This window comes from Kingella oralis (assembly GCF_014054985.1).
GTDB lineage: Bacteria > Pseudomonadota > Gammaproteobacteria > Burkholderiales > Neisseriaceae > Kingella_B > Kingella_B oralis.
In genome coordinates this window covers 1048568-1067811 of sequence record NZ_CP059569.1, presented here as the reverse complement: position 1 = coordinate 1067811, position 19244 = coordinate 1048568, and the positions used below count along the sequence as shown (strand labels likewise).

14 protein-coding genes and 1 pseudogene are annotated in these 19244 nt (G+C 54.8%); 9 read left to right on the top strand and 6 right to left on the bottom strand.

Annotated features, from left to right (window positions below; all coding sequences use genetic code 11):
• Positions 1-520 precede the first annotated feature (520 nt).
• Positions 521-1699: pseudogene (gene coaBC, locus H3L93_RS05580) on the bottom strand (bifunctional phosphopantothenoylcysteine decarboxylase/phosphopantothenate--cysteine ligase CoaBC); the annotation flags it as partial.
• A 377-nt stretch (positions 1700-2076) separates the two neighbouring features.
• Between coaBC and H3L93_RS05575 the strand changes: the two are divergent.
• Both H3L93_RS05575 and H3L93_RS05570 read left to right on the top strand, forming a co-directional pair.
• Positions 2077-5901: a DUF3683 domain-containing protein gene (locus H3L93_RS05575; RefSeq protein ID WP_003795540.1), complete on the top strand. Its 3825-nt coding sequence runs from the start codon at positions 2077-2079 to the stop codon at positions 5899-5901.
• A gap of 107 nt (positions 5902-6008) precedes the next feature.
• A complete protein-coding gene (locus H3L93_RS05570) occupies positions 6009-6494 on the top strand; it encodes a DUF4303 domain-containing protein (protein ID WP_040558194.1) in 486 nt (161 codons plus the stop codon).
• A 293-nt stretch (positions 6495-6787) separates the two neighbouring features.
• Here H3L93_RS05570 and H3L93_RS05565 read toward each other — a convergent pair whose 3' ends face one another.
• Together H3L93_RS05565 and rng are read right to left on the bottom strand one after the other, a co-directional pair.
• Positions 6788-7411 (bottom strand): L-threonylcarbamoyladenylate synthase, encoded by a 624-nt coding sequence (locus H3L93_RS05565; protein ID WP_003795544.1) that lies wholly within the window; start codon positions 7409-7411, stop codon positions 6788-6790.
• Between the two features lie 644 nt (positions 7412-8055).
• Positions 8056-9552 (bottom strand): ribonuclease G, encoded by a 1497-nt coding sequence (gene rng, locus H3L93_RS05560; RefSeq protein WP_003795548.1) that lies wholly within the window; start codon positions 9550-9552, stop codon positions 8056-8058.
• Between the two features lie 275 nt (positions 9553-9827).
• On the opposite strand from rng, the gene erpA reads away from it, so the two are divergent.
• The 4 genes from erpA to H3L93_RS05540 all read left to right on the top strand — a co-directional run bounded on the left by erpA (position 9828) and on the right by H3L93_RS05540 (position 13979).
• Entirely contained in the window at positions 9828-10175 is a 348-nt protein-coding gene (erpA, locus tag H3L93_RS05555; RefSeq protein WP_003795554.1) for an iron-sulfur cluster insertion protein ErpA, read from the top strand.
• A 190-nt stretch (positions 10176-10365) separates the two neighbouring features.
• Positions 10366-12516, top strand: coding sequence for a polyribonucleotide nucleotidyltransferase (pnp, locus tag H3L93_RS05550; RefSeq protein WP_003795556.1), 2151 nt, complete (start codon positions 10366-10368; stop codon positions 12514-12516).
• 216 nt (positions 12517-12732) lie between these two features.
• The gene (locus tag H3L93_RS05545) at positions 12733-12924 is read left to right on the top strand and encodes a hypothetical protein (RefSeq protein ID WP_235964668.1); all 192 of its coding nucleotides are present in this window, start codon (positions 12733-12735) and stop codon (positions 12922-12924) included.
• 53 nt (positions 12925-12977) lie between these two features.
• Positions 12978-13979 (top strand): quinone-dependent dihydroorotate dehydrogenase, encoded by a 1002-nt coding sequence (locus H3L93_RS05540; protein ID WP_003795560.1) that lies wholly within the window; start codon positions 12978-12980, stop codon positions 13977-13979.
• Positions 13980-14348: 369 nt separating this feature from the next.
• On the opposite strand, the gene rfbC is transcribed toward H3L93_RS05540, so the two are convergent.
• The 3 genes from rfbC to H3L93_RS05525 form a co-directional block, all read right to left on the bottom strand.
• Positions 14349-14891, bottom strand: a complete 543-nt coding sequence (rfbC, locus tag H3L93_RS05535) for a dTDP-4-dehydrorhamnose 3,5-epimerase (RefSeq protein ID WP_003795563.1) — start codon at positions 14889-14891, stop codon at positions 14349-14351.
• 101 nt (positions 14892-14992) lie between these two features.
• Positions 14993-15751, bottom strand: a complete 759-nt coding sequence (gene surE, locus H3L93_RS05530) for a 5'/3'-nucleotidase SurE (RefSeq protein WP_003795566.1) — start codon at positions 15749-15751, stop codon at positions 14993-14995.
• Between the two features lie 12 nt (positions 15752-15763).
• Positions 15764-16441, bottom strand: a complete 678-nt coding sequence (locus H3L93_RS05525; protein ID WP_003795569.1) for a tetratricopeptide repeat protein — start codon at positions 16439-16441, stop codon at positions 15764-15766.
• A 167-nt stretch (positions 16442-16608) separates the two neighbouring features.
• Between H3L93_RS05525 and H3L93_RS05520 the strand changes: the two genes are divergently transcribed.
• The 3 genes from H3L93_RS05520 (at position 16609) to H3L93_RS05510 (ending at position 19234) form a co-directional block, all read left to right on the top strand.
• Positions 16609-18312, top strand: a complete 1704-nt coding sequence (locus H3L93_RS05520; protein WP_040558196.1) for a proline--tRNA ligase — start codon at positions 16609-16611, stop codon at positions 18310-18312.
• Between the two features lie 74 nt (positions 18313-18386).
• Positions 18387-18866, top strand: coding sequence for a DUF302 domain-containing protein (locus tag H3L93_RS05515; protein WP_040558460.1), 480 nt, complete (start codon positions 18387-18389; stop codon positions 18864-18866).
• Between the two features lie 56 nt (positions 18867-18922).
• Positions 18923-19234, top strand: coding sequence for a hypothetical protein (locus H3L93_RS05510; protein ID WP_003795574.1), 312 nt, complete (start codon positions 18923-18925; stop codon positions 19232-19234).
• Positions 19235-19244: the final 10 nt, after the last annotated feature.

Sequence of the window (19244 nt, the reverse complement as noted above, 5' to 3'; positions counted from 1 at the left end):
CAATCAGCAGGTAGGGCGAGCAACTCGTTGCCCACCCTATGGACGCGGGCGCAATGGTTAGGCAGCCTGAAAACGGTTTGCGCGTGGGGTGCAGGGGCTAGCCCCTGCTCGTGGTAGGCGGCGAAACGCCTGCGCAGGCAAAAGATTAGCCCATGCTTAAAGGCAGCCTGAAACCGTATTCCTACTGTTTCAGGCTGCCTCTATCGTCTAGCGCTTATTCAATAATAATCACGCCATCATCCTCATCTTCATACACCGCTGCGGGGATGATTTTCTTTTCCTCGGGCTTGTGCATGGGCGCGGCGGCTGGCGCAGGCTCGTCATCATCTTGCACGGTGATAATAGAATCGTGCGCCGATTCATGCGTAGGCTCGTGGGCAGGCTGATGAGCTGCTGCGGGCGTTGCTGCCGCGTGGGGTGCAGTCGCAGTTTGCGCGTGGGCATAAGCGGGCGCGTGTGCCGCTGCCGTAGCCGTTGTTGCCGTTGCCGCCACGGGTGAAGCAGGCGCAGCGGCTTTTTTCAGCGTTGCTGTTTGCAATGCCGCCGCCAGCCGCGCCACCAGCATTTGCGCAGCTTTGTCTTTGCTCATTTCGGGCAACGCGGTTTCTTTTTCATCGTCAATAATGGTGATTTTGGTGGTGTCTTTGCCCATGGCATCGGCAATATCGTTGGCAATCATCATTGGCACGCCTTTTTTCAGGCGTTTTTCGCGTGCGTTGGCTAACACGTTTTCGCTTTCCGCCGCAAAGCCCACGCAAAACGGCGCAGAGGCAAACGAAGCCACTTCCTGCAAAATATCAGGATTTTCAATAAATTTCACCACCGGCATCATGCCGTATGCGCCTTTTTTCAGCTTCTCTATGCTGCGGTTTTTCACGCGATAATCCGCCACCGCCGCCACCGAAATAAACACATCCTGCCCCGCGTCTAATTGCTTGAAAATCGCATCGCGCATATCCATCGCGCTTTCTGCGTATTCGGTGTGTGCCATGCCAAACGGGATTTCCGCCGTCATTTTGCCGTGCACAAGGCTCACTTTCGCGCCCGCACGGCGGCAAGCGCGCGCAATTGCCACACCCATTTGCCCGCTGGAAATATTGGTAATCCCGCGCACGGGGTCAATCGCTTCGTAAGTCGCGCCCGCGCTGATTAACACGCGTTTTCCGCGCAAGGGCTTCGGTGTCCACACATCGGGCAACACTTCCACAATATCCGCGGGCTCAACCATGCGCCCCACGCCCACTTCGCCGCAGGCTTGCTCGCCCGAAGCGGGCATCAACACGCGGATGCCGTCTTTGTGCAACTGCTGGATATTGCGCAGGTTGGCGGGCTTTTGCCACATTTCCACATTCATCGCAGGCGCAATCACCAAAGCGCATTTGCGCGCCGAAGCCATTTCGGTAATCAAATTATCGGCAAAGCCATGCGCCAATTTGGCGATGGTGTTTGCCGAAGCGGGCGCAATCAGCATCAAATCTGCCGCGCGCGTGGCATTGATATGCGCCATGCTGCCGCTGTTTTCCGTTAAAACAGGATTGCCGCTTAGCGCTTCAAACGTTTGCGCCGACACAAATTCACTCGCCGCTTTGGATAAAGCCACGTTTACTTCGTGCCCTTCTTTTTTCAACAAACGCACCAATTCGCAAGATTTATATGCCGCGATGCCGCCCGTAACCGCCAATAAAATTCGTTTTTGCATTTGTCTTTCCCTGAAATTTGAAAAAGCGACATTGTAGCCCAGCCGCGTAAATTTCGTTTCAAAATCGTTAAATTACGCCAAATTTTGGCAAGAAAACGGATTAAAAAACAACAAAAAGCAGAGGGCGATTTCAGGCTGCCTTTAACGAATATTTACGTTAAAATGCGGCTTCGTTTTGCCAGAGGCAGCCTGAAAAGGCTGAAACGATATGCAGACGATGGCGTATGGTGTTTTCAGGCTGCCTTTAACGCATCGCAAACGATAACGCTTATCCCGCACACACCCCAAAGGTAGCCTGAAAAAGCCACCACAAACAAAAAAAGCGGATACCAACCCCAATCCGCATCACCAAAGCACAACCCACAAGGAACACACTCATGACCCATCCCCAGCGCATCCGCGAAATCCCCTATAACTACACCTCTTATTCCGACCGCGAAATCGTGTACCGTCTGCTGGGCGCAGACGCTTGGCAAACTTTGGAAACCCTGCGCGGCGAGCGCAAAACAGGGCGTTCGGCGCGGATGCTGTTTGAAGTGTTGGGCGATATGTGGGCGGTGGTGCGTAATCCTTATTTGGTGGACGATTTGTTGGAACACCCCAAACGCCAAGCCGCGCTGGTTGCCGCCATGCGCCACCGTTTGGGCGAAATTAACAAACGCCGCGATAACAACGAGCGCGTGTTAAGCCTGATTCAGGCTGCCGAAAGCGCGGTGAACCAGTTTGACAACAGCTTTGCGGCAACCAAGCTCAAACGCGCGCAAATTCTGTCGCGCCTAGCAAAAATCACGAAAAAACATAACATTATGTTTGACGGCTTGGCGCGGGTAACGCACGTTACCGATGCCACCGACTGGCGCGTGGAATATCCGTTTGTGGTGGTAAACCCTGATAGCGAAGCCGAAATTGCGCCGCTGGTTCGCGCCTTGATTGAGCTGGATTTAACCATCATCCCGCGCGGCGGCGGCACGGGCTACACGGGCGGCGCAGTACCGCTGGATGCAATGTCTGCCGTCATCAACACCGAAAAATTGGATAAACATCAAGGCGTTGAGTTTGTGGAACTGGCGGGCTTGGCTGGCAAGCATCCGATTATTCGCTGCGGCGCAGGCGTGGTTACGCGGCGCGTGGAAGAAACGGCGCACGCGGCGGGTTTGGTGTTCGCGGTTGATCCCACATCGGCGGATGCTTCGTGCATCGGCGGCAATATTGCCATGAACGCAGGCGGCAAAAAAGCCGTGCTGTGGGGCACGACGTTGGACAATTTGGCTTGGTGGAAAATGGTCAATCCGCAGGGCGAGTGGCTGAAAATTGAACGGGTGTGCCACAATTTCGGCAAAATCCACGACGAAGAAACCGCGCTGTTTGACGTGCACACGCTGCAAGACGATGGCGAAACCATCGCCCACACCGAGCGTTTGGCGATTTCAGGCTGCCGTTTTCGCAAAGTGGGCTTGGGCAAAGACGTTACTGACAAATTCCTCAGCGGCTTGCCTGCGGTGCAAAAAGAGGGCACAGACGGCATCATCACCAGCGCGGCATTCGTGTTGCACAAAATGCCGCAGCACACGCGCACCGTTTGCTTGGAATTTTTTGGCACGGTTGCCAATGCTACGCCGTCTATCGTGGAAATTCGCGATTTCCTGCTGCACCACCCAACGGTTCGGCTGGCGGGCTTGGAACATTTGGATTGGCGCTATGTTCGCGCGGTGGGCTATGCCACCAAAGCCGCGGGCAAAGGTCGCCCCAAGATGGTGTTGATTGCCGATGTGGTTTCCGATGATGAAAACGCCGTTCAGGCTGCCGCAGAACAAATCGTTTGCTTTGCCCAAGCGCGCGATGGCGAAGGCTTTATCGCCATTTCGCCCGAAGCGCGCAAAACCTTTTGGCTAGACCGCAGCCACACCGCCGCCATCGCCAAGCACACCAATGCTTTTAAAATCAACGAAGACGTGGTGATTCCGTTGGAGCGCTTGGGCGAATATTCCGACGGCATTGAGCGCATCAACATTGAATTGTCTATAAAAAACAAGCTGAAACTCTGCGCTGCGCTGTTGCAATACCTTTCAGGCAGCCTGCCTGTTGAACAGTTTGACGGCTTGCCCAAAAGCGATTTGCTGGGCGAGCGCGCCAACTATGCCGCCGCCCATGTTGCCCAAGTGCAAGCGCGTTGGCAGTGGCTGCTGGATAATTTGGACGCGCCGCTGGCGTATTACCAAGCGCGTTACGGCGACCAAATCCACGCCGCACCCGAAGCCGACCCGTCGGAAAGCTGCTTTATCGCGTTTCGCGATTTCAGGCTGCGTGTGTCCATCAAATCCGATGTGATGACGCCGCTGGCGGAAATTTTTAGCGGCAAGGCAGACACCAAAATCATGGCGGGCTTGGGCAAGATTCACGCGCAAATTGTGCGCGGCAGAGTGTTCGTTGCGCTGCACATGCACGCGGGCGACGGCAATGTGCACACCAATATCCCTGTTAATTCAGATGATTACGAAATGCTGCAAACCGCGCATCAGGCGGTCGCCCGCATTATGGACATTGCCCGCAGTCTGAACGGCGTGATTTCGGGCGAACACGGCATCGGCATCACCAAGCTGGAATTTTTGACCGATGCCGAAATGCAACCTTTTTGGGATTACAAAGCCAAAATTGACCCCAAAGGGCATTTCAATCGCCACAAATTGATGCGCGGCGCAGATTTACGCAACGCCTACACGCCGTCTTTTGAGCTGCTGGGCTTTGAAAGCCTGATTATGGAGCAGTCGCATCTGGGCAAAATCACCGACGCCATCAAAGACTGCCTGCGCTGTGGCAAATGCAAACCCGTGTGCAGCACCCATGTTCCCCGCGCCAATTTGCTATACAGCCCGCGCAACAAAATCCTCGGCGTGGGGCTGCTTGCCGAAGCGTTTTTATACGAAGAGCAAACGCGGCGCGGCGTGTCGCTGAAACATTTTGACGAGCTGGGCAACATCGGCGACCACTGCACCGTGTGCCATCGCTGCGTGAAGCCTTGCCCTGTGAACATTGATTTTGGCGATGTAACCGTGGACATCCGCAACTTTTTGCACCAAACGGGGCATACGCATTTCAACCCCGCTGTGGCGGCGGGCATGGCGTTTTTGAACGCGAAAAACCCGACCGTTATCAAAATATTGCGCGCGGGCGTGGTAACCGCGGGCTTTAAAGCGCAAAACATCGGCTACGATTTGGGACAGCAGTTCCACATCGGCGCCAACAAACAAAAGCGCGCACCCAAAGCCACCACGCAGAAAGCCTCGTTAAAAGAACAGGTTATCCACTTTATCAACCGCCCCTTGCCGCGCAATGTGCCGCTGAAAACCGCGCGTTCCATGCTGGGGCTGGATGGCGACGGCAGCACCGTGCCCATCATTCGCAACCCCGCTCTGCCCGAAGACGCGGAAGCGGTGTTCTACTTCCCTGGTTGCGGCTCGGAGCGGCTGTTTTCGCAAGTGGGGCTGGCCACCCAAGCCATGCTGTACCACGCGGGCGTGCAAACCGTGTTGCCCCCCGGTTATCTTTGCTGCGGCTATCCGCAATCCGCGCACGGCGACGCGGGCAAAGCCAACGATATGGTTACCGAAAACCGTGTGCTGTTTCACCGCATGGCAAACACCTTGAATTATCTGGACATCAAAACCGTAGTCGTATCCTGCGGCACTTGCTATGATGCGCTGGCGGAATACCGCTTTGAAGACATCTTTTCAGGCTGCCGCATTGTGGACATCCACGAATTTCTGCTGGAAAAAAACATCAAATTAGACGGCGTGTCGGGGCAGCAATACCTGTATCACAACCCCTGCCACACGCCCATCAAAAGCATGGACGGCGCAAAACTCGCCAGCGAACTCATCGGGCAAAACGTGCCGTTGAGCGACCGCTGCTGCGGCGAAAGCGGCATGTTTGCCGTAAAACGCCCCGACATCGCCACCCAAGTGAAATTCCGCAAGCAAGAGGAAATTGAGAAAAACCTCGCCGCGCTGCCGCAAGGCGAACCGGTGAAAATGCTCACCTCCTGCCCCGCCTGTTTGCAAGGGTTAAGCCGCTACGCCGAAGACAACAACCTGCCTGCGGACTACATCGTGATTGAAATGGCGAAACGGATTTTGGGCGAGAATTGGCTGAACGAATTTGTGGAAACCGCGAAGAACGGCGGCGTGGAGAAGGTGTTGTTGTAGCAGGATGGGCGGCGGATAGGCAGCCTGAAACCGCAACCGCGCCATAAAAGCAAAAGGAAGCCCCATGCGCCACGCCGACCCCGACTTATGAAGCCTTAACCCGCGAAATCGCACAAGCCGTTTTTCAGGCTGCCGCAGACCTGTTTGCCGGCACGCGCGAGCGGTTTTACTTTTTCGCGCTGTGCACCACGGGCGAGGCTTTTCCGCCCTATGTCGCCGCATGGTCGCACGAAGCCTTGCAGCGCGTGCCGGCGGCAGAGCGGGCGGATGTGAAATGGGATACGTCTTCCAGCCCGTATTTTGCCTTTGGCGCGGAATATTTTGCCGGCGTGAACCGGGTGTTTGAAGCACGCGGCGAGCTGTTCGGCATGGACGACGCGGCTTCGGAGCGGGAGTTTGAGTTCAGAATCAACGCCATGATCGAAGCGCTGCGCCGTTGCGACCAACAAGGCATTTTTGCGCTGAACCAGCCGCGCGCGGAAATAGTGATTAATGTGGAACTGCTGCCGCCTGATGAAACCAACACCCTGCGCGCCAAACGGCTGAACCCGCCCGAAGCGCTGGGGCAATGGCTGATAGAGGCGGCAGAATAGGCAGCCTGAAACGGTGCAATCTTGTTTCAGGCTGCCTTTTTGGCTTGTTGAGATGCCGCAAGGGGGATAGGGCGCGGCTCGCGGTAGGCGGCGAAACGCCTGCGCTGTGCGATTAAGCGATGTTTGTTGGCGAGTTGAAACGGGTTTTGTCATCCGTATTCTATTGCCGTTTTTTGTTTTCAGGCTGCCGTATTCATGATTGATGTTTACGGCAGCCTGAAAACAAGGCAAGCCGCTCGGCTGCCATTTGCTGCCATTTGATTTGCGCGTTGCGGAACGGCGTTTCAAGCCGCCTAGCGCAACCGCCTGTTTTCCGCCCAATCCACAATCTCACTCGGCTGCTTACGCTTGCCCACGCGCCCGCCCACAATCCACAGCTTGCGCCCAAACAGCCGCCGCACTTCGCGCTCGCTTTTGCACGCGCGTTTGCCCGATTGGTTACACGAAGTGGACACCAGCGGCGTGCCTGCGATGCGACACAATTCCCGCGCAACGGCATGGTTGGGCACGCGCACGGCAAGGCGGTTGCGCTGGTTGCCACGCAGCAGCGGCAACACGCGCGGATGGGCAGGCAGTACAAAGCTAATCGGCGCGGGCCATGTGGCGCGCAGATGTTGGCGCACGTTTTCAGGCTGCCTTTGCAGCAGCGGTTCAAGCTGCGCCAAGTTATTGCCGATGGTGATAAAGCCTTTGTGCTGCGGGCGTTTTTTCAGGCGCAAAATGGCGCGCAGGGCGTGCGCGTGGCGGGGGTTTGCGCCGATGCCGTAGCAGGATTCGGTGGGGTAGGCGATTAAGCCGCCGCGTTGGATGTGGCGGCGGAGGGCGGATGGGGCGTGGTGGGTGAGTAGGCGGGGCATAATAGAATGATTGAGGGAATGGATTTGTGGGCTGAAATCTTTGCAAGGTAGGTCGGGCATTTATGCCCGACGTTTTTAGTTGTGGCGCATTTAAAGATAAATAGGTCAGCGTGTGTCGGGCATAAATGCCCGACCTACAAACAACAGTTTGTTTTTGCGGTAATTTCTGAATATCAAGCAAGATTCCCGCCTGCGCGGGAATGACGGCATTTCTTGTTTTCAGGCTGCTTATATGGAATGAATGCAATATCCGTTTTAATCGGCAGGTAGGGCGTGAACTTGTTCGCGCACCATTAAACAAACATTGCTAATTGCTAAACGGTGCGTGGCAGAGCCATACACCCTACGCCGATATTCCGATACGCAACCCGGTAGGCAGCCTGAAACAAAACTCGGCATCGCTCAAACAAACACGCCGCATAAAACGCGGGCGCACACGTTGGGCAGCCTGAAACGCTCTCCCGCGCTCTTACGGCTTGCCGGCAAACCGTGCGTCGGCAAAAGATGATGGACGGAACGGATTGGGCGGCGAATCGTCGCTGTGCATCATTCGCTTTTTGCTGCATTAAACGCTGTTTTCACTCAACGCTGTTTCAGGCTGCCGTTTGTGGTAGCAATCCATTTTAGGTTTCAGATTAGGTAGCCTGAAACCCGAATCTTGCTTTTCAGGCTGCCTCAAATATCAAGCTAGTCAAACCGTTAAACTAAACCAGCACAATATCGTATTGTTCCTGCGTGTAAGCCGTTTCCACCGACAGCGAAATCGGCTTGCCGATAAAATCAATCAGCATCGCCAGCGATTGCGATTCTTCGTCCAAAAACATATCAATCACTTTGGGCGAGGCGATGATGCGGAACTCGCGCGCGTCAAAACGGCGGCTTTCGCGCACAATCTCGCGCTGGATTTCGTAGCACAGGCTTTGCGCGGTTTTCAGGCTGCCTTTGCCTTGGCAGGTGGGGCAGGGCTCGCACAAAATGTGTTTCAGGCTTTCGCGGCTGCGTTTGCGGGTTAATTCCACCAAGCCTAGCCGCGTGAAGCCGTTGAGGGTAACGCGCGTGCGGTCAAAGCTCAACGCTTTGGCTAGCTCCTGCAATACGGCTTCACGGTGCTCTTCCAGCATCATGTCGATAAAATCAATGATGATGATGCCGCCCAGATTGCGCAGCCGCAGCTCGCGGGCGATGGCGTGGCAGGCTTCCAAATTGGTTTTGAAAATGGTTTCGTCAAAATTGCGCGCGCCTACGAATCCGCCGGTGTTCACGTCTATCGTGGTCATCGCCTCGGTGGTTTCGATAATCAGATAACTGCCGAAATTCAGGTTTACACGCGGCTGCAAGGCGCGGTTGATTTCGGCTTCCACGCCAAACGTTTCAAACAAAGGGCGCTCGCCCTGAAATCGCTGCAATTTTTCCACCGCGCCTTGCACATATTGCTCGGCAAAATGCTTCATGCGGGCAAAGTTCTGGCGCGAGTCCACCAAAATTTCGTGCGTGTTGTTGTTAAACATATCGCGCAGCACGCGTTGCGCCAGCGGCAAATCTTCATACAGCAGCGATTCGGGCGGCAACACTTTCGCCTGATGCTGGATATTGCCCCACACCTTGGTCAAATAATCAATATCGGCTTGCAATTCGGCATCGCTGGCGTTTTCCGCGCTGGTGCGGATGATGTAGCCGTGGCAGGCGGTTTCAGGCAGCAGCGCGTTGAGCCGCTCGCGCAAGGTGTGGCGGTCAAATTCGTTGTCGATGCGCTGCGAAATGCCGATGTGTTCGTCCTGCGGCAAATGCACCAGAAACCGCCCTGCCAGCGAAATTTGCGTGGAAAGTCGCGCCCCTTTGCTGTTAATCGGGTCTTTAATCACTTGCACCAGCAGCGTTTGCCCTTCAAACAAAACGTGTTCAATGCGTTGATTGGATTCAGGGTTTTGCCGCTGCTCCACAATATCCATAATGTGCAAAAACGCCGCCCGCTCCAAACCCACGTCCACAAACGCGCTTTGCATGCCGGGCAACACGCGGCGCACAATGCCCAAATAAATATTGCCCACCAAGCTATGCTCGCTGTTGCGCTCAATATGCAGCTCGCAAATATTGTTCTCTTCCAAAATCGCCACGCGCGTTTCCTGCGGCGTGATGTTCACCAACACCGTTTCGGGCGGGCGCGGTAAATCCTTGGGCAAAGGGTAGGTTTCAAAAGCCATGATTCATTCCAATATGCAAAAAAATAGAAAAATGTTTTGCCATGGCGACTGAACCAATGCAGAAGTCATGGCAAAACAGTTTTCAGGCTGCCTCAAACGCGTAAATTATACGCGAAAATATCGCGCCGTTTTTTGGGATTACATTTGGCTATGCCCCGTTTTTACCGCGTATGTGCATTTTGCATGAACATTTGCTTTGGAGTAAAATCCGAGCCACTTGAATCTCGCGCGACACGCCCAAATCTCGCGCGCACAACACACTAAGGAGACACATCATGTCAGAAGAATTTGAATCCCCCATTAACTTCACCGATTCCTGCTGCACCAAAGTAGCCGAGCTTATCGCCGAAGAAGACAACCCCGAATTGATGCTGCGCGTTTTTGTGAACGGCGGCGGCTGTTCAGGCTTCCAATACGGCTTTACGTTTGACGAAATCAAAAATGACGACGATTTTGAAATTGAAAAAAACGGCTTAAAATTTTTGGTTGATCCCATGAGCTATCAATACCTTTTGGGCGCAGAAATTGACTACACCGACGGCTTGCAAGGTTCGCAATTTGTGATTCGCAGTAACCCGAACGCCGTAACCACTTGCGGTTGCGGTTCATCTTTCTCCGTTTAATCGCCTAACCATTTTCAGGCTGCCTAATCATTGCAAACAGGGTTAGGCAGCCTGAAAACGCATTTTGTGTTAAAATTCCACCCGTTTTTCAACCCGCTCGCCGCCTGAAATACTACCCATGTTTATTGCCGTGTTTCGCAGTAAACATTGCTAGTGTTTTAGCGCGGGCAACTTTTTGTAAAGGTCTATTATGTTTAACAAACACGTTAAATCATTCCAATATGGCAAACACACCGTAACCCTAGAAACAGGCGAAATCGCACGCCAAGCCGCAGGCGCGGTAAAAGTATCCATGGGCGATACCGTGGTTTTGGTTGCGGTAACCACCAATAAAGAAGTGAAAGAAGGGCAAGATTTTTTCCCGCTCACCGTTGATTATTTGGAGCGCACCTATGCCGCAGGCAAAATCCCTGGTGGCTTTTTCAAACGCGAGGGCAAACAAAGCGAAAAAGAAATCTTAACCAGCCGCTTGATTGACCGCCCGATTCGCCCGCTGTTTCCCGAAGGCTTTTATCACGACATCCAAATCGTAGCGATGGTGATTTCTTGCGACCCTGAAATTGACAGCGACATCCCTGCGATGATTGGCGCATCCGCTGCGCTGGTGTTAAGCGGCGTGCCATTTGCTGGTCCAATTGGCGCGGCGCGCGTGGGCTATGCCAATGGTCAATATTTGCTCAACCCCAGCAAAACCGAATTGGCGACTTCGCAATTAGACTTGGTGGTGGCAGGCACCAAACAAGCTGTGTTGATGGTGGAATCCGAAGCCAATATTTTGCCCGAAGACGTGATGCTGGGCGCGGTGGTGTTTGGTCATGAGCAAATGCAAGCCGTAATCAACGCCATCAACGAATTGGCAGACGAAGTCAACCCCGAAGTGTGGGACTGGAAAGCCCCTGAAACCAACACCGAATTGGTTGCCAAAGTGCGCGAAATTGCGGGCGCAACCATCGCCGAAGCGTTCAAAATCCGCCAAAAACAAGCCCGCAGCGCCAAATTGGACGAAGCGTGGGCAGCCGTTGAAGCAGCGTTAATTAACGAAGAAACCGACACGCTCGCCAAAAACGAAATCAAAGGCATCTTTAAGCAATTGGAAGCCGATGTGGTGCGCGGTCAAATTTTGGCAGGGCAGCCGCGCATTGACGGACGCGACACACGCACCGTGCGCCCCATCAACATCCAAACCAATGTGTTGCCGCGCACCCACGGCTCGGCATTGTTTACCCGCGGCGAAACGCAAGCGCTTGCCGTTGCCACGCTCGGCACTTCGCGCGATGAGCAAATTATTGACGCACTGAGCGGCGAATACACCGACCGCTTTATGCTGCACTACAACTTCCCACCATATTCAACAGGCGAAGTAGGACGCGTGGGCGCGCCTAAACGCCGTGAGATTGGGCATGGTCGCTTGGCAAAACGCGCTTTGGTGGCAGTGTTGCCCGATCCGGAAGATTTTAACTACACCATGCGCGTGGTTTCGGAAATTACCGAATCCAACGGCTCGTCTTCTATGGCAAGCGTGTGCGGCGGCTGTTTGAGCTTGCTCTCGGCAGGCGTGCCTTTGAAAGCACACGTTGCGGGCATCGCGATGGGCTTGATTTTGGAAGACAACAAATTCGCCGTGTTAACCGATATTTTGGGCGACGAAGACCATTTGGGCGACATGGATTTCAAAGTAGCAGGCACCACCGAAGGCGTTACCGCTTTGCAAATGGATATTAAAATTCAAGGCATTACCAAAGAAATCATGCAAATTGCGTTGGCGCAAGCCAAAGAAGCGCGTTTGCATATTTTGAGCCAAATGCAAGCCGCGGTGGCAGGGCCGCAAGAGCTGTCGCAACACGCGCCGCGCTTGTACACCATGCGCATCAACCCCGATAAAATCCGCGAAGTGATTGGCAAGGGCGGCGAAACCATCCGCAGCATCACCGCCGAAACCCACACCGAAATCAACATCAGCGATGACGGCGTGGTAACCATTGCCGCCACCACCGCCGAAGCGGGCGAAGCCGCTAAAGCGCGCATTGAGATGATTACCGCCGAAGTGGAAGTGGGCAAGGTGTATGAAGGCACAGTGGTGAAAATCTTGGATAACAACGTGGGCGCGATTGTGTCTGTGATGCCAGGCAAAGATGGCTTGGTGCACATCAGCCAAATTGCGCATGAGCGCGTGAAAGATGTGAACGATTATCTGAAAGTGGGGCAAGTGGTGAATGTGAAAGCATTGGATGTGGACGAGCGTGGTCGTGTGCGCCTGTCTATCCGCGCTTTGTTGCCGCAGCCTGAACGCAGTGCGCCTGCGCAAGAAACGGAAGCGGCTGGCGAATCATCCGCAGAATAATTGAGCGCACACAAAGGCAGCCTGAAAACGATTTCAGGCTGCTTTTTAGTATGGTAGTTTGGGAAAGCGGTGGTGTGTATGGGTTTGCGTTGCCCAATTTGCTTTCTAGAACAATCAATAGACAAGCACTTGATGCTCAACATCGCCCACCAATCAATAAGGAATTAGATTCATGGAAAAAATAACTGCTGATTTTGCTTATAAAGAATTAAAAAAATGATTAGTGAAAATTGTGATAATCAAATGATATCCAAATCTGCTACTAGTTTTTTTAATTTATGGTCAGATAGTGAATCTATAAATTCCCGCAATATTATTTATGATTTAGCCTTGCTAGATGAGCCTGGAATGGAGTTATCTCGTAATGAGGTAATTGAGTTAATTGAGAAATTAAGAAATGTGAAATAGGGTTACTCGCTTTCAGGCTGCCTATCCCGTCATTTTTTTAAGGAAATCTAAAGATGTATGCCACTTTTATCCGCCCCCTGCTGTTTAAACTTGACCCCGAGCAGGCGCACAACCTGACCATCCAAACCCTTGCCCGTGCCTATTGCCTGATGCCGCGCGTGAACCCGCACACCAAGCCCACCGCGCTGATGGGCTTGCATCTGCCCAACCCCGTGGGGCTGGCGGCGGGCTTGGACAAAAACGGCGAGGCGATTGACGGCTTGACGGCGCTGGGCTTCGGTTTTATTGAAATCGGCACGGTTACGCCGCGCCCGCAAGAAGGCAATCCGCAGCCGCGCCTGTTTCGTGCGCCCGAGCATCGCGCCATCGTGAACCGCATGGGCTTTAACAACCACGGCATTGACGCGCTGATTGCCAATGTGAAACGCGCGCGCTATACGGGTATTTTGGGGATTAACATCGGCAAAAACGCCAGCACGCCGATTGAGCGCGCGGCGGATGACTATTTGATTTGCTTGGAAAAAGCCTACGAATACGCTTCTTACATCACCGTCAATATTTCTTCGCCCAACACGCAAAACCTGCGCTCGCTGCAAGGCGGCGACGAGTTGAGCAGGCTGTTGGGCAGCCTGAAAAGCAAGCAAGCCGAGCTTGCCGCGCGTGTGGGGCGGTATGTGCCGCTGGCGGTGAAAATCGCGCCCGATTTGGACGAGGCGCAAATCGCCGACATCGCCCATGTGGTCGTGCAAAGTGAAATGGACGGCTTAATCGCCACCAACACCACTATCGACAAAACCGCGCTGGGCGCATCGCCGCTGGCACAAGAAGCAGGCGGGCTGAGCGGCGAGCCTGTGCGCGAACCGAGCAACCGCGTGCTGGCAGCGTTTGCGCGGGAATTGGGCGGCAAAGTGCCGATTATCGGCGCAGGCGGAATTTTGTCGGGCGAAGATGCGGCGGAGAAAATGCAGCTGGGGGCGAGCGCGGTGCAGCTTTATAGTGGGTTGATTTATCGTGGGGCGGGATTGGTAAAGGAGTGTTTGCGGGCGTTGGGGTAGGTTTCAGGCTGCCTTCGGGGGATGAGGTTGAGGCAGCCTGAAAACGGTTTGCGTGCGGGGTGCAGGGGCTTGCCCCTGCTCGTGGTAGACGGCGAAACACCTGCGCGGGCAAAAGATTAGCTATGTTTAAAGGCAGCCTGAAACAGGGTTGGAGCGTTTTCAGGCTGCCTTTGGGTTGCGGCAATCAGAGTAAGCAGGCTGGGCACGTTATTGCCCCGTGGCATGTTTGCCGTGAAATCATCGCGGGCGACCGCTTGCCCAGCCTGCGGGCAGCGCAATTAAACAAACAGGCAGCCTGAAAACGCATTTGAACCATTCAAGCGTTTTCAGGCTGCCTTTTATCTGCGCGGTGGTTAGGCAAACAAGCCTTTATTCAAACGTAACGGCTTCGGCAAGCGGTTTGCCGGCCAAGTCTTTGGCGGACAGGCTGGGCTCGCCGTTCAGTTGCCAGTCGATGCCGATGGTGGGGTCGTTCCAAATCAGCGAATGTTCGGCTTTTGGGTTGTAGTAGTCGGTGCATTTATAGACAAACTCGGTGTGGTCTTCCAGCACATAAAAGCCGTGGGCAAAGCCTTCTGGCACCCAAAGCTGGCGTTTGTTGTCGGCGGAGAGCACCGCGCCTGCCCATTTGCCGAAGGTGGGCGATGAGCGGCGCAAGTCCACGGCAACGTCTAACACGCTGCCTACAACCACGCGCACGAGTTTGCCTTGGGTGTTTTCAGTTTGGTAGTGCAAGCCGCGCAGCACGCCTTTGTTGGATTTGCTGTGGTTTTCTTGCACGAAGGTGCGGCGAGCAATGTGTTCGTTGAACCAGTTGTCGCGGAAGGTTTCCATAAAAAAGCCGCGTTCGTCGCCGAAGACTTGCGGTTCTAGGATTTTTACGTCTGGGATGGTGGTGTCGATGATGTTCATGGTTGTCCTTTGGGGGTGGGGCAGCTTGAAAGCTGCGTTGGGGGGGATTTATGTTTTTCAGGCTGCCTCATATAGATGGCGTTGAGGCAGCCTGAAAAGCGTTATTCAAACGTTAAGCCTTGCCAGTATTCATCCAAGGCGTGCATTTGCGAATAGGCGGTCAAATCAATTTGCAGCGGCGTGATGCTCACATAGCCCGATTCGCAGGTGGCAAAATCGGTGTCTTGTTCGTTGTCGGCAACCGCGCCCACCGCGCCTATCCAGTAAATGTCTTCGCCGCGCGGGTTGGTGGCGTGCACGATGCTTTGGGTGTGGTGCCGCCTGCCCAGCCGCGCGATTTTGTGTCCGCGCAATTGGTCGGGCGCGACGGCGGGGATGTTTACGTTCCACAAAATCGGCGCGCTAGGTGGGTTTTGCACGAGGCGGGAAACGATGTTCCACACGGCTTTTTCGGCGGTGGCGGCATATTTGTGAAATTCGTGGCTGGTGAGCGAGAAGGCAACGGCGGGGATGCCCATCAGATAGGCTTCGGTGGCGGCGGCAACGGTGCCTGAATACAGCGTGTCGTCGCCGAGGTTGGAGCCGTGGTTGATGCCTGATAACACGAGGTCGGGCTGGAAGTCGGCAAGGGCGTGCAAGCCGAGGTGGATGCAGTCGGTGGGCGTGCCGCTCACATAATAAAAGCCGTTTTCCGCACTGCGGATTTTGAGCGGGCGGTCGAGCGTGAGCGAATTGGACACGCCGCTGCGGTCGCGCTCGGGGGCAACCACGCGCACATTGGCAAATTCGCCTGCGATGCGGGCAAGGGTGGCGATGCCTTGCGATAAATAGCCATCGTCGTTGGAAATTAAAATATTCATGTTGTGCCTTTGTTATTTTTTGTGGATTTGGTTGCGCGCGCGCGCGGCAGCGGAGCTTTTGGGGTATTGCTGGATGATTTTGCGCCATGTGTCGCGGGCGATGTCTTGTTGTTGAATGCGCCATTGGCATTGGGCAACCAGCGATAGGGCTTCGGGCGCGTTCAGGCTGCCTGAAAAGCGGGTGGCGTAGCGTTGCCCGATGTTAATCACGCTTTGGCAATGGTTGAGCTTTTGATGCGCTTGCAGCAGCAGAAACATACTTTTTTGCGCGGTTTCGCTGCCATCGCCGCCGCTATCGGCTTCGCGCAGGGTGGCGGTAGCGGCTTGGTATTGCTGGGCGCGGTATTGCTGTTGCGCTTTTTCTAGCAGGCTGGGCGCGTTTTCCGTTTTCAGGCTGCCTTGAAAGGGCGGCGCGATGGGTTTGTTCACGCGCACGCGGGTGGGGCGTTTTGCAGACGCGGCGATGCGTTGTTCTAGCTGTTCCACGCGCTCGTGCAGCTCGGCAACTTGGTTTTCCAAACGGCTCACTTGGATGGCAAGCTGCTCAAATTGCTCGTTAGCCGTGGTTTCGGGATAGGGCAGCGATGACGCGATTGGGGGTGTTTCAGGCTGCCTCGGCGGCGGCGTAGTGGGCGGGGTGGCGCAGGCGGCGGTTGCCAAAGCGAGTGCGGTAAGCGATAGGCGGTTCATGTGAGCGGTTGGGATGGCTTAAAAAAGGGGCGATTATGCCATTTTTGCGCGGCGCATGGCTAGGATTGGCAGGGGCATTTTGCCACTTTCAGGCTGCCTCGACCCCACGAAGCGCAAGGGATTTTGCTATAATCCGCCCCTTTCGTTTTATCGCACAGGACACTCCCATGAAAGCCAGCCAATTTTTCATTTCCACCCTCAAAGAAGCCCCCGCCGAAGCCGTGCTTGCCAGCCATAAACTCATGCTGCGCGCAGGGCTGATTAAAGCCAACGCATCGGGCTTATACACTTGGATGCCGATGGGCTTGCGCGTGCTGCGCAAAGTGGAAGCCATCGTGCGCGAAGAAATGAACCGCGCAGGCGCGATTGAATTGCTGATGCCTGTTGTGCAACCTGCTGATTTGTGGAAAGAAAGCGGGCGTTGGGATTTTTACGGCGACGAGCTTTTGCGCATCACCGACCGCCACGACAACGCCTTTTGTTTCAGCCCCACTTGCGAAGAGCTGATTACCGACATCGTGCGCAAAGAAATCAATTCATACAAACAGTTGCCCAAAAACTTCTACCACATCCAAACCAAATTCCGCGATGAACGCCGCCCGCGCTTTGGCGTGATGCGCGCGCGCGAATTTGTGATGAAAGATGCGTATTCCTTCCACGCCGATTTTGAATCGCTTAAAGCCACCTATCAAACCATGTACGACGCTTATTGCCGCATTTTCAACCGCTTAGGCTTGGATTATCGCCCCGTGGCGGCGGATACGGGCAGCATCGGCGGCACAGGCTCGCACGAGTTTCAAGTGTTGGCAGACAGCGGCGAAGACGTGATTGCATACAGCGATGCCTCCGATTACGCCGCAAACGTAGAACTGGCGCAGACTTTGCCGCTTTCAGGCTGCCGTGTTGTGCCCGCGCAAGCGTTGGCGAAAATCCACACGCCCAATGTGAAAACCATTGCCGAATTGGTGGCGTTTTTAAACATTCCCGTTGAGCAAACCTTGAAATCCATCGTGGTGGAAGGCGAGGGCGAAGGCGAATTGGTGCTGCTGATGCTGCGCGGCGACCACGAATTCAACGACATCAAAGCCGAAAAACTGGCGGGCGTGAAATCGCCGCTCACCATGGCATCGCCCGAAGCCATCGTGGCGCAATTTGGCGCAAACGGCGGCTCGCTCGGCTGCGTGGGCTTCGCGGGCAAAGTGTATGCCGATTTTGCCTGCGAAAAAGGCGCGGATTGGGTAATCGGCGCCAACGATGACGACCACCACTACACAGGCTTCAACTTTGGGCGCGATGCCGCCGAGCCTGAATTTGTGGATTTGCGCAACGTTATCGCAGGCGACCCCAGCCCCTGCGGCAAAGGCAGCCTGAAACTGGCGCGTGGCATTGAAGTGGGGCACGTGTTCCAACTGCGCGACAAATATTCCGCCGCGCTAAACGCCAGCTTTTTGGACAGCAACGGCAAAAGCCAAATCATGGAAATGGGCTGCTACGGCATCGGCATCACGCGCATCGTTGCCGCCGCGATTGAGCAAAACAACGACGAGCGCGGCATCATTTGGACGGAGGCGATGGCGCCGTTTAGCGTGGTGATTGTGCCGATGAACTACAAAAAATCCAACAGCGTGCGCGAGGCGGCCGATCAAATCTACGCCGATTTGCAAGCCGCAGGCGTGGATGTGTTGCTGGACGACCGCGACGAACGCGCAGGCGTGTTGCTTAACGACAGCGAGTTGCTCGGCATTCCGCACCGCATTGTGATTGGCGACAGAGCGCTCAAAGAAGGCAATGTGGAATATGCCGAACGCCGCAGCGGCGAAAGCATCAGCGTGCCGCTTAATGAAATCGTGGCAAAAATCTGCGCGATTTAATGCCAAGGCAGTCTGAAAGTGGGTTTTCAGGCTGCCTTAATATTGTTCACATTTATCTGAAAGGAAATCCTATGATTAAACCCGCCCTAACCGCATTGGCAACCGCCGCCAGCTTAACCGCTTGCGCACAAAACAGCGCGCCCGAAGCGCCTGCCACGCAAGCCACAAACGCGCCGCGCATCCACACCGTTGCCAGCCAATACCCGTTTGACGAAACGGTAACGCGCCTGCAAAACGCCATCCAAGCCAAAGGCATGACCGTGTTTGCCGTGATTGACCACCGCGCCGCCGCCCGTCAAAGCGGCTTGGAAATGCAACCCGCCACCGTGATTGTGTTTGGCACGCCCAAAGCAGGCACGCCGCTGATGGTGAAAGACCCCACCTTCGCGCTGCAACTGCCGCTGCGCGTGTTGGTAACGCAAACCCCAGCGGGCGTGCAAGCCGTGTTCACCGACACCCACGCGCTGATTGACGGCAGCCGCATTGAATACAGCGAAGTGGAAAACACGCTGGCAAATGCGGAGAAGTTGATACGCGCGGTAGTGGCGCAATAACTCACAATAGGCAGCCTGAAAACGGTTTCAGGCTGCATTCTTAAATCCAACCCATTATGCAAACCACCTTCAACCTTGTCTTTTCCCTGCTGCTCACCAAACTTTGCTTGGATGCCGCCACGTATTGCAGCGCGCTTTATCAACTGTTTCGGCAGCCTGAAACCGAGTCGCGCAGCGTTTCCACCAATATGCTGATTAACTTTGCGCTGATGCTGGCATCGGCTATATTGGCGGCTTGGGGCGGGGTGTCGCTGTTGGGGCTGTGCGTGTGGCAGACGGTGCTGGCGATTGTGTTGTCGCCCGTGTTGCCGTTTGCTTTGGCGGCGTTGTTTGGCGCGGGGCTGAGTGTGATTTTGCGGCGGCGGTGAAATGGGCAGC

Bases quoted from the DNA above. Each gene is read 5' to 3' on its own strand.
- H3L93_RS05575 (WP_003795540.1), top strand. From the start codon at position 2,077: ATGACCCATCCCCAGCGCATCCGCGAAATCCCCTATAACTACACCTCT.
- H3L93_RS05565 (WP_003795544.1), bottom strand. From the start codon at position 7,411: ATGCCCGACCTACCTTGCAAAGATTTCAGCCCACAAATCCATTCCCTC.
- rng (WP_003795548.1), bottom strand. From the start codon at position 9,552: ATGGCTTTTGAAACCTACCCTTTGCCCAAGGATTTACCGCGCCCGCCC.
- erpA (WP_003795554.1), top strand. From the start codon at position 9,828: ATGTCAGAAGAATTTGAATCCCCCATTAACTTCACCGATTCCTGCTGC.
- pnp (WP_003795556.1), top strand. From the start codon at position 10,366: ATGTTTAACAAACACGTTAAATCATTCCAATATGGCAAACACACCGTA.
- H3L93_RS05545 (WP_235964668.1), top strand. From the start codon at position 12,733: ATGATTAGTGAAAATTGTGATAATCAAATGATATCCAAATCTGCTACT.
- H3L93_RS05540 (WP_003795560.1), top strand. From the start codon at position 12,978: ATGTATGCCACTTTTATCCGCCCCCTGCTGTTTAAACTTGACCCCGAG.
- rfbC (WP_003795563.1), bottom strand. From the start codon at position 14,891: ATGAACATCATCGACACCACCATCCCAGACGTAAAAATCCTAGAACCG.
- surE (WP_003795566.1), bottom strand. From the start codon at position 15,751: ATGAATATTTTAATTTCCAACGACGATGGCTATTTATCGCAAGGCATC.
- H3L93_RS05525 (WP_003795569.1), bottom strand. From the start codon at position 16,441: ATGAACCGCCTATCGCTTACCGCACTCGCTTTGGCAACCGCCGCCTGC.
- H3L93_RS05520 (WP_040558196.1), top strand. From the start codon at position 16,609: ATGAAAGCCAGCCAATTTTTCATTTCCACCCTCAAAGAAGCCCCCGCC.
- H3L93_RS05510 (WP_003795574.1), top strand. From the start codon at position 18,923: ATGCAAACCACCTTCAACCTTGTCTTTTCCCTGCTGCTCACCAAACTT.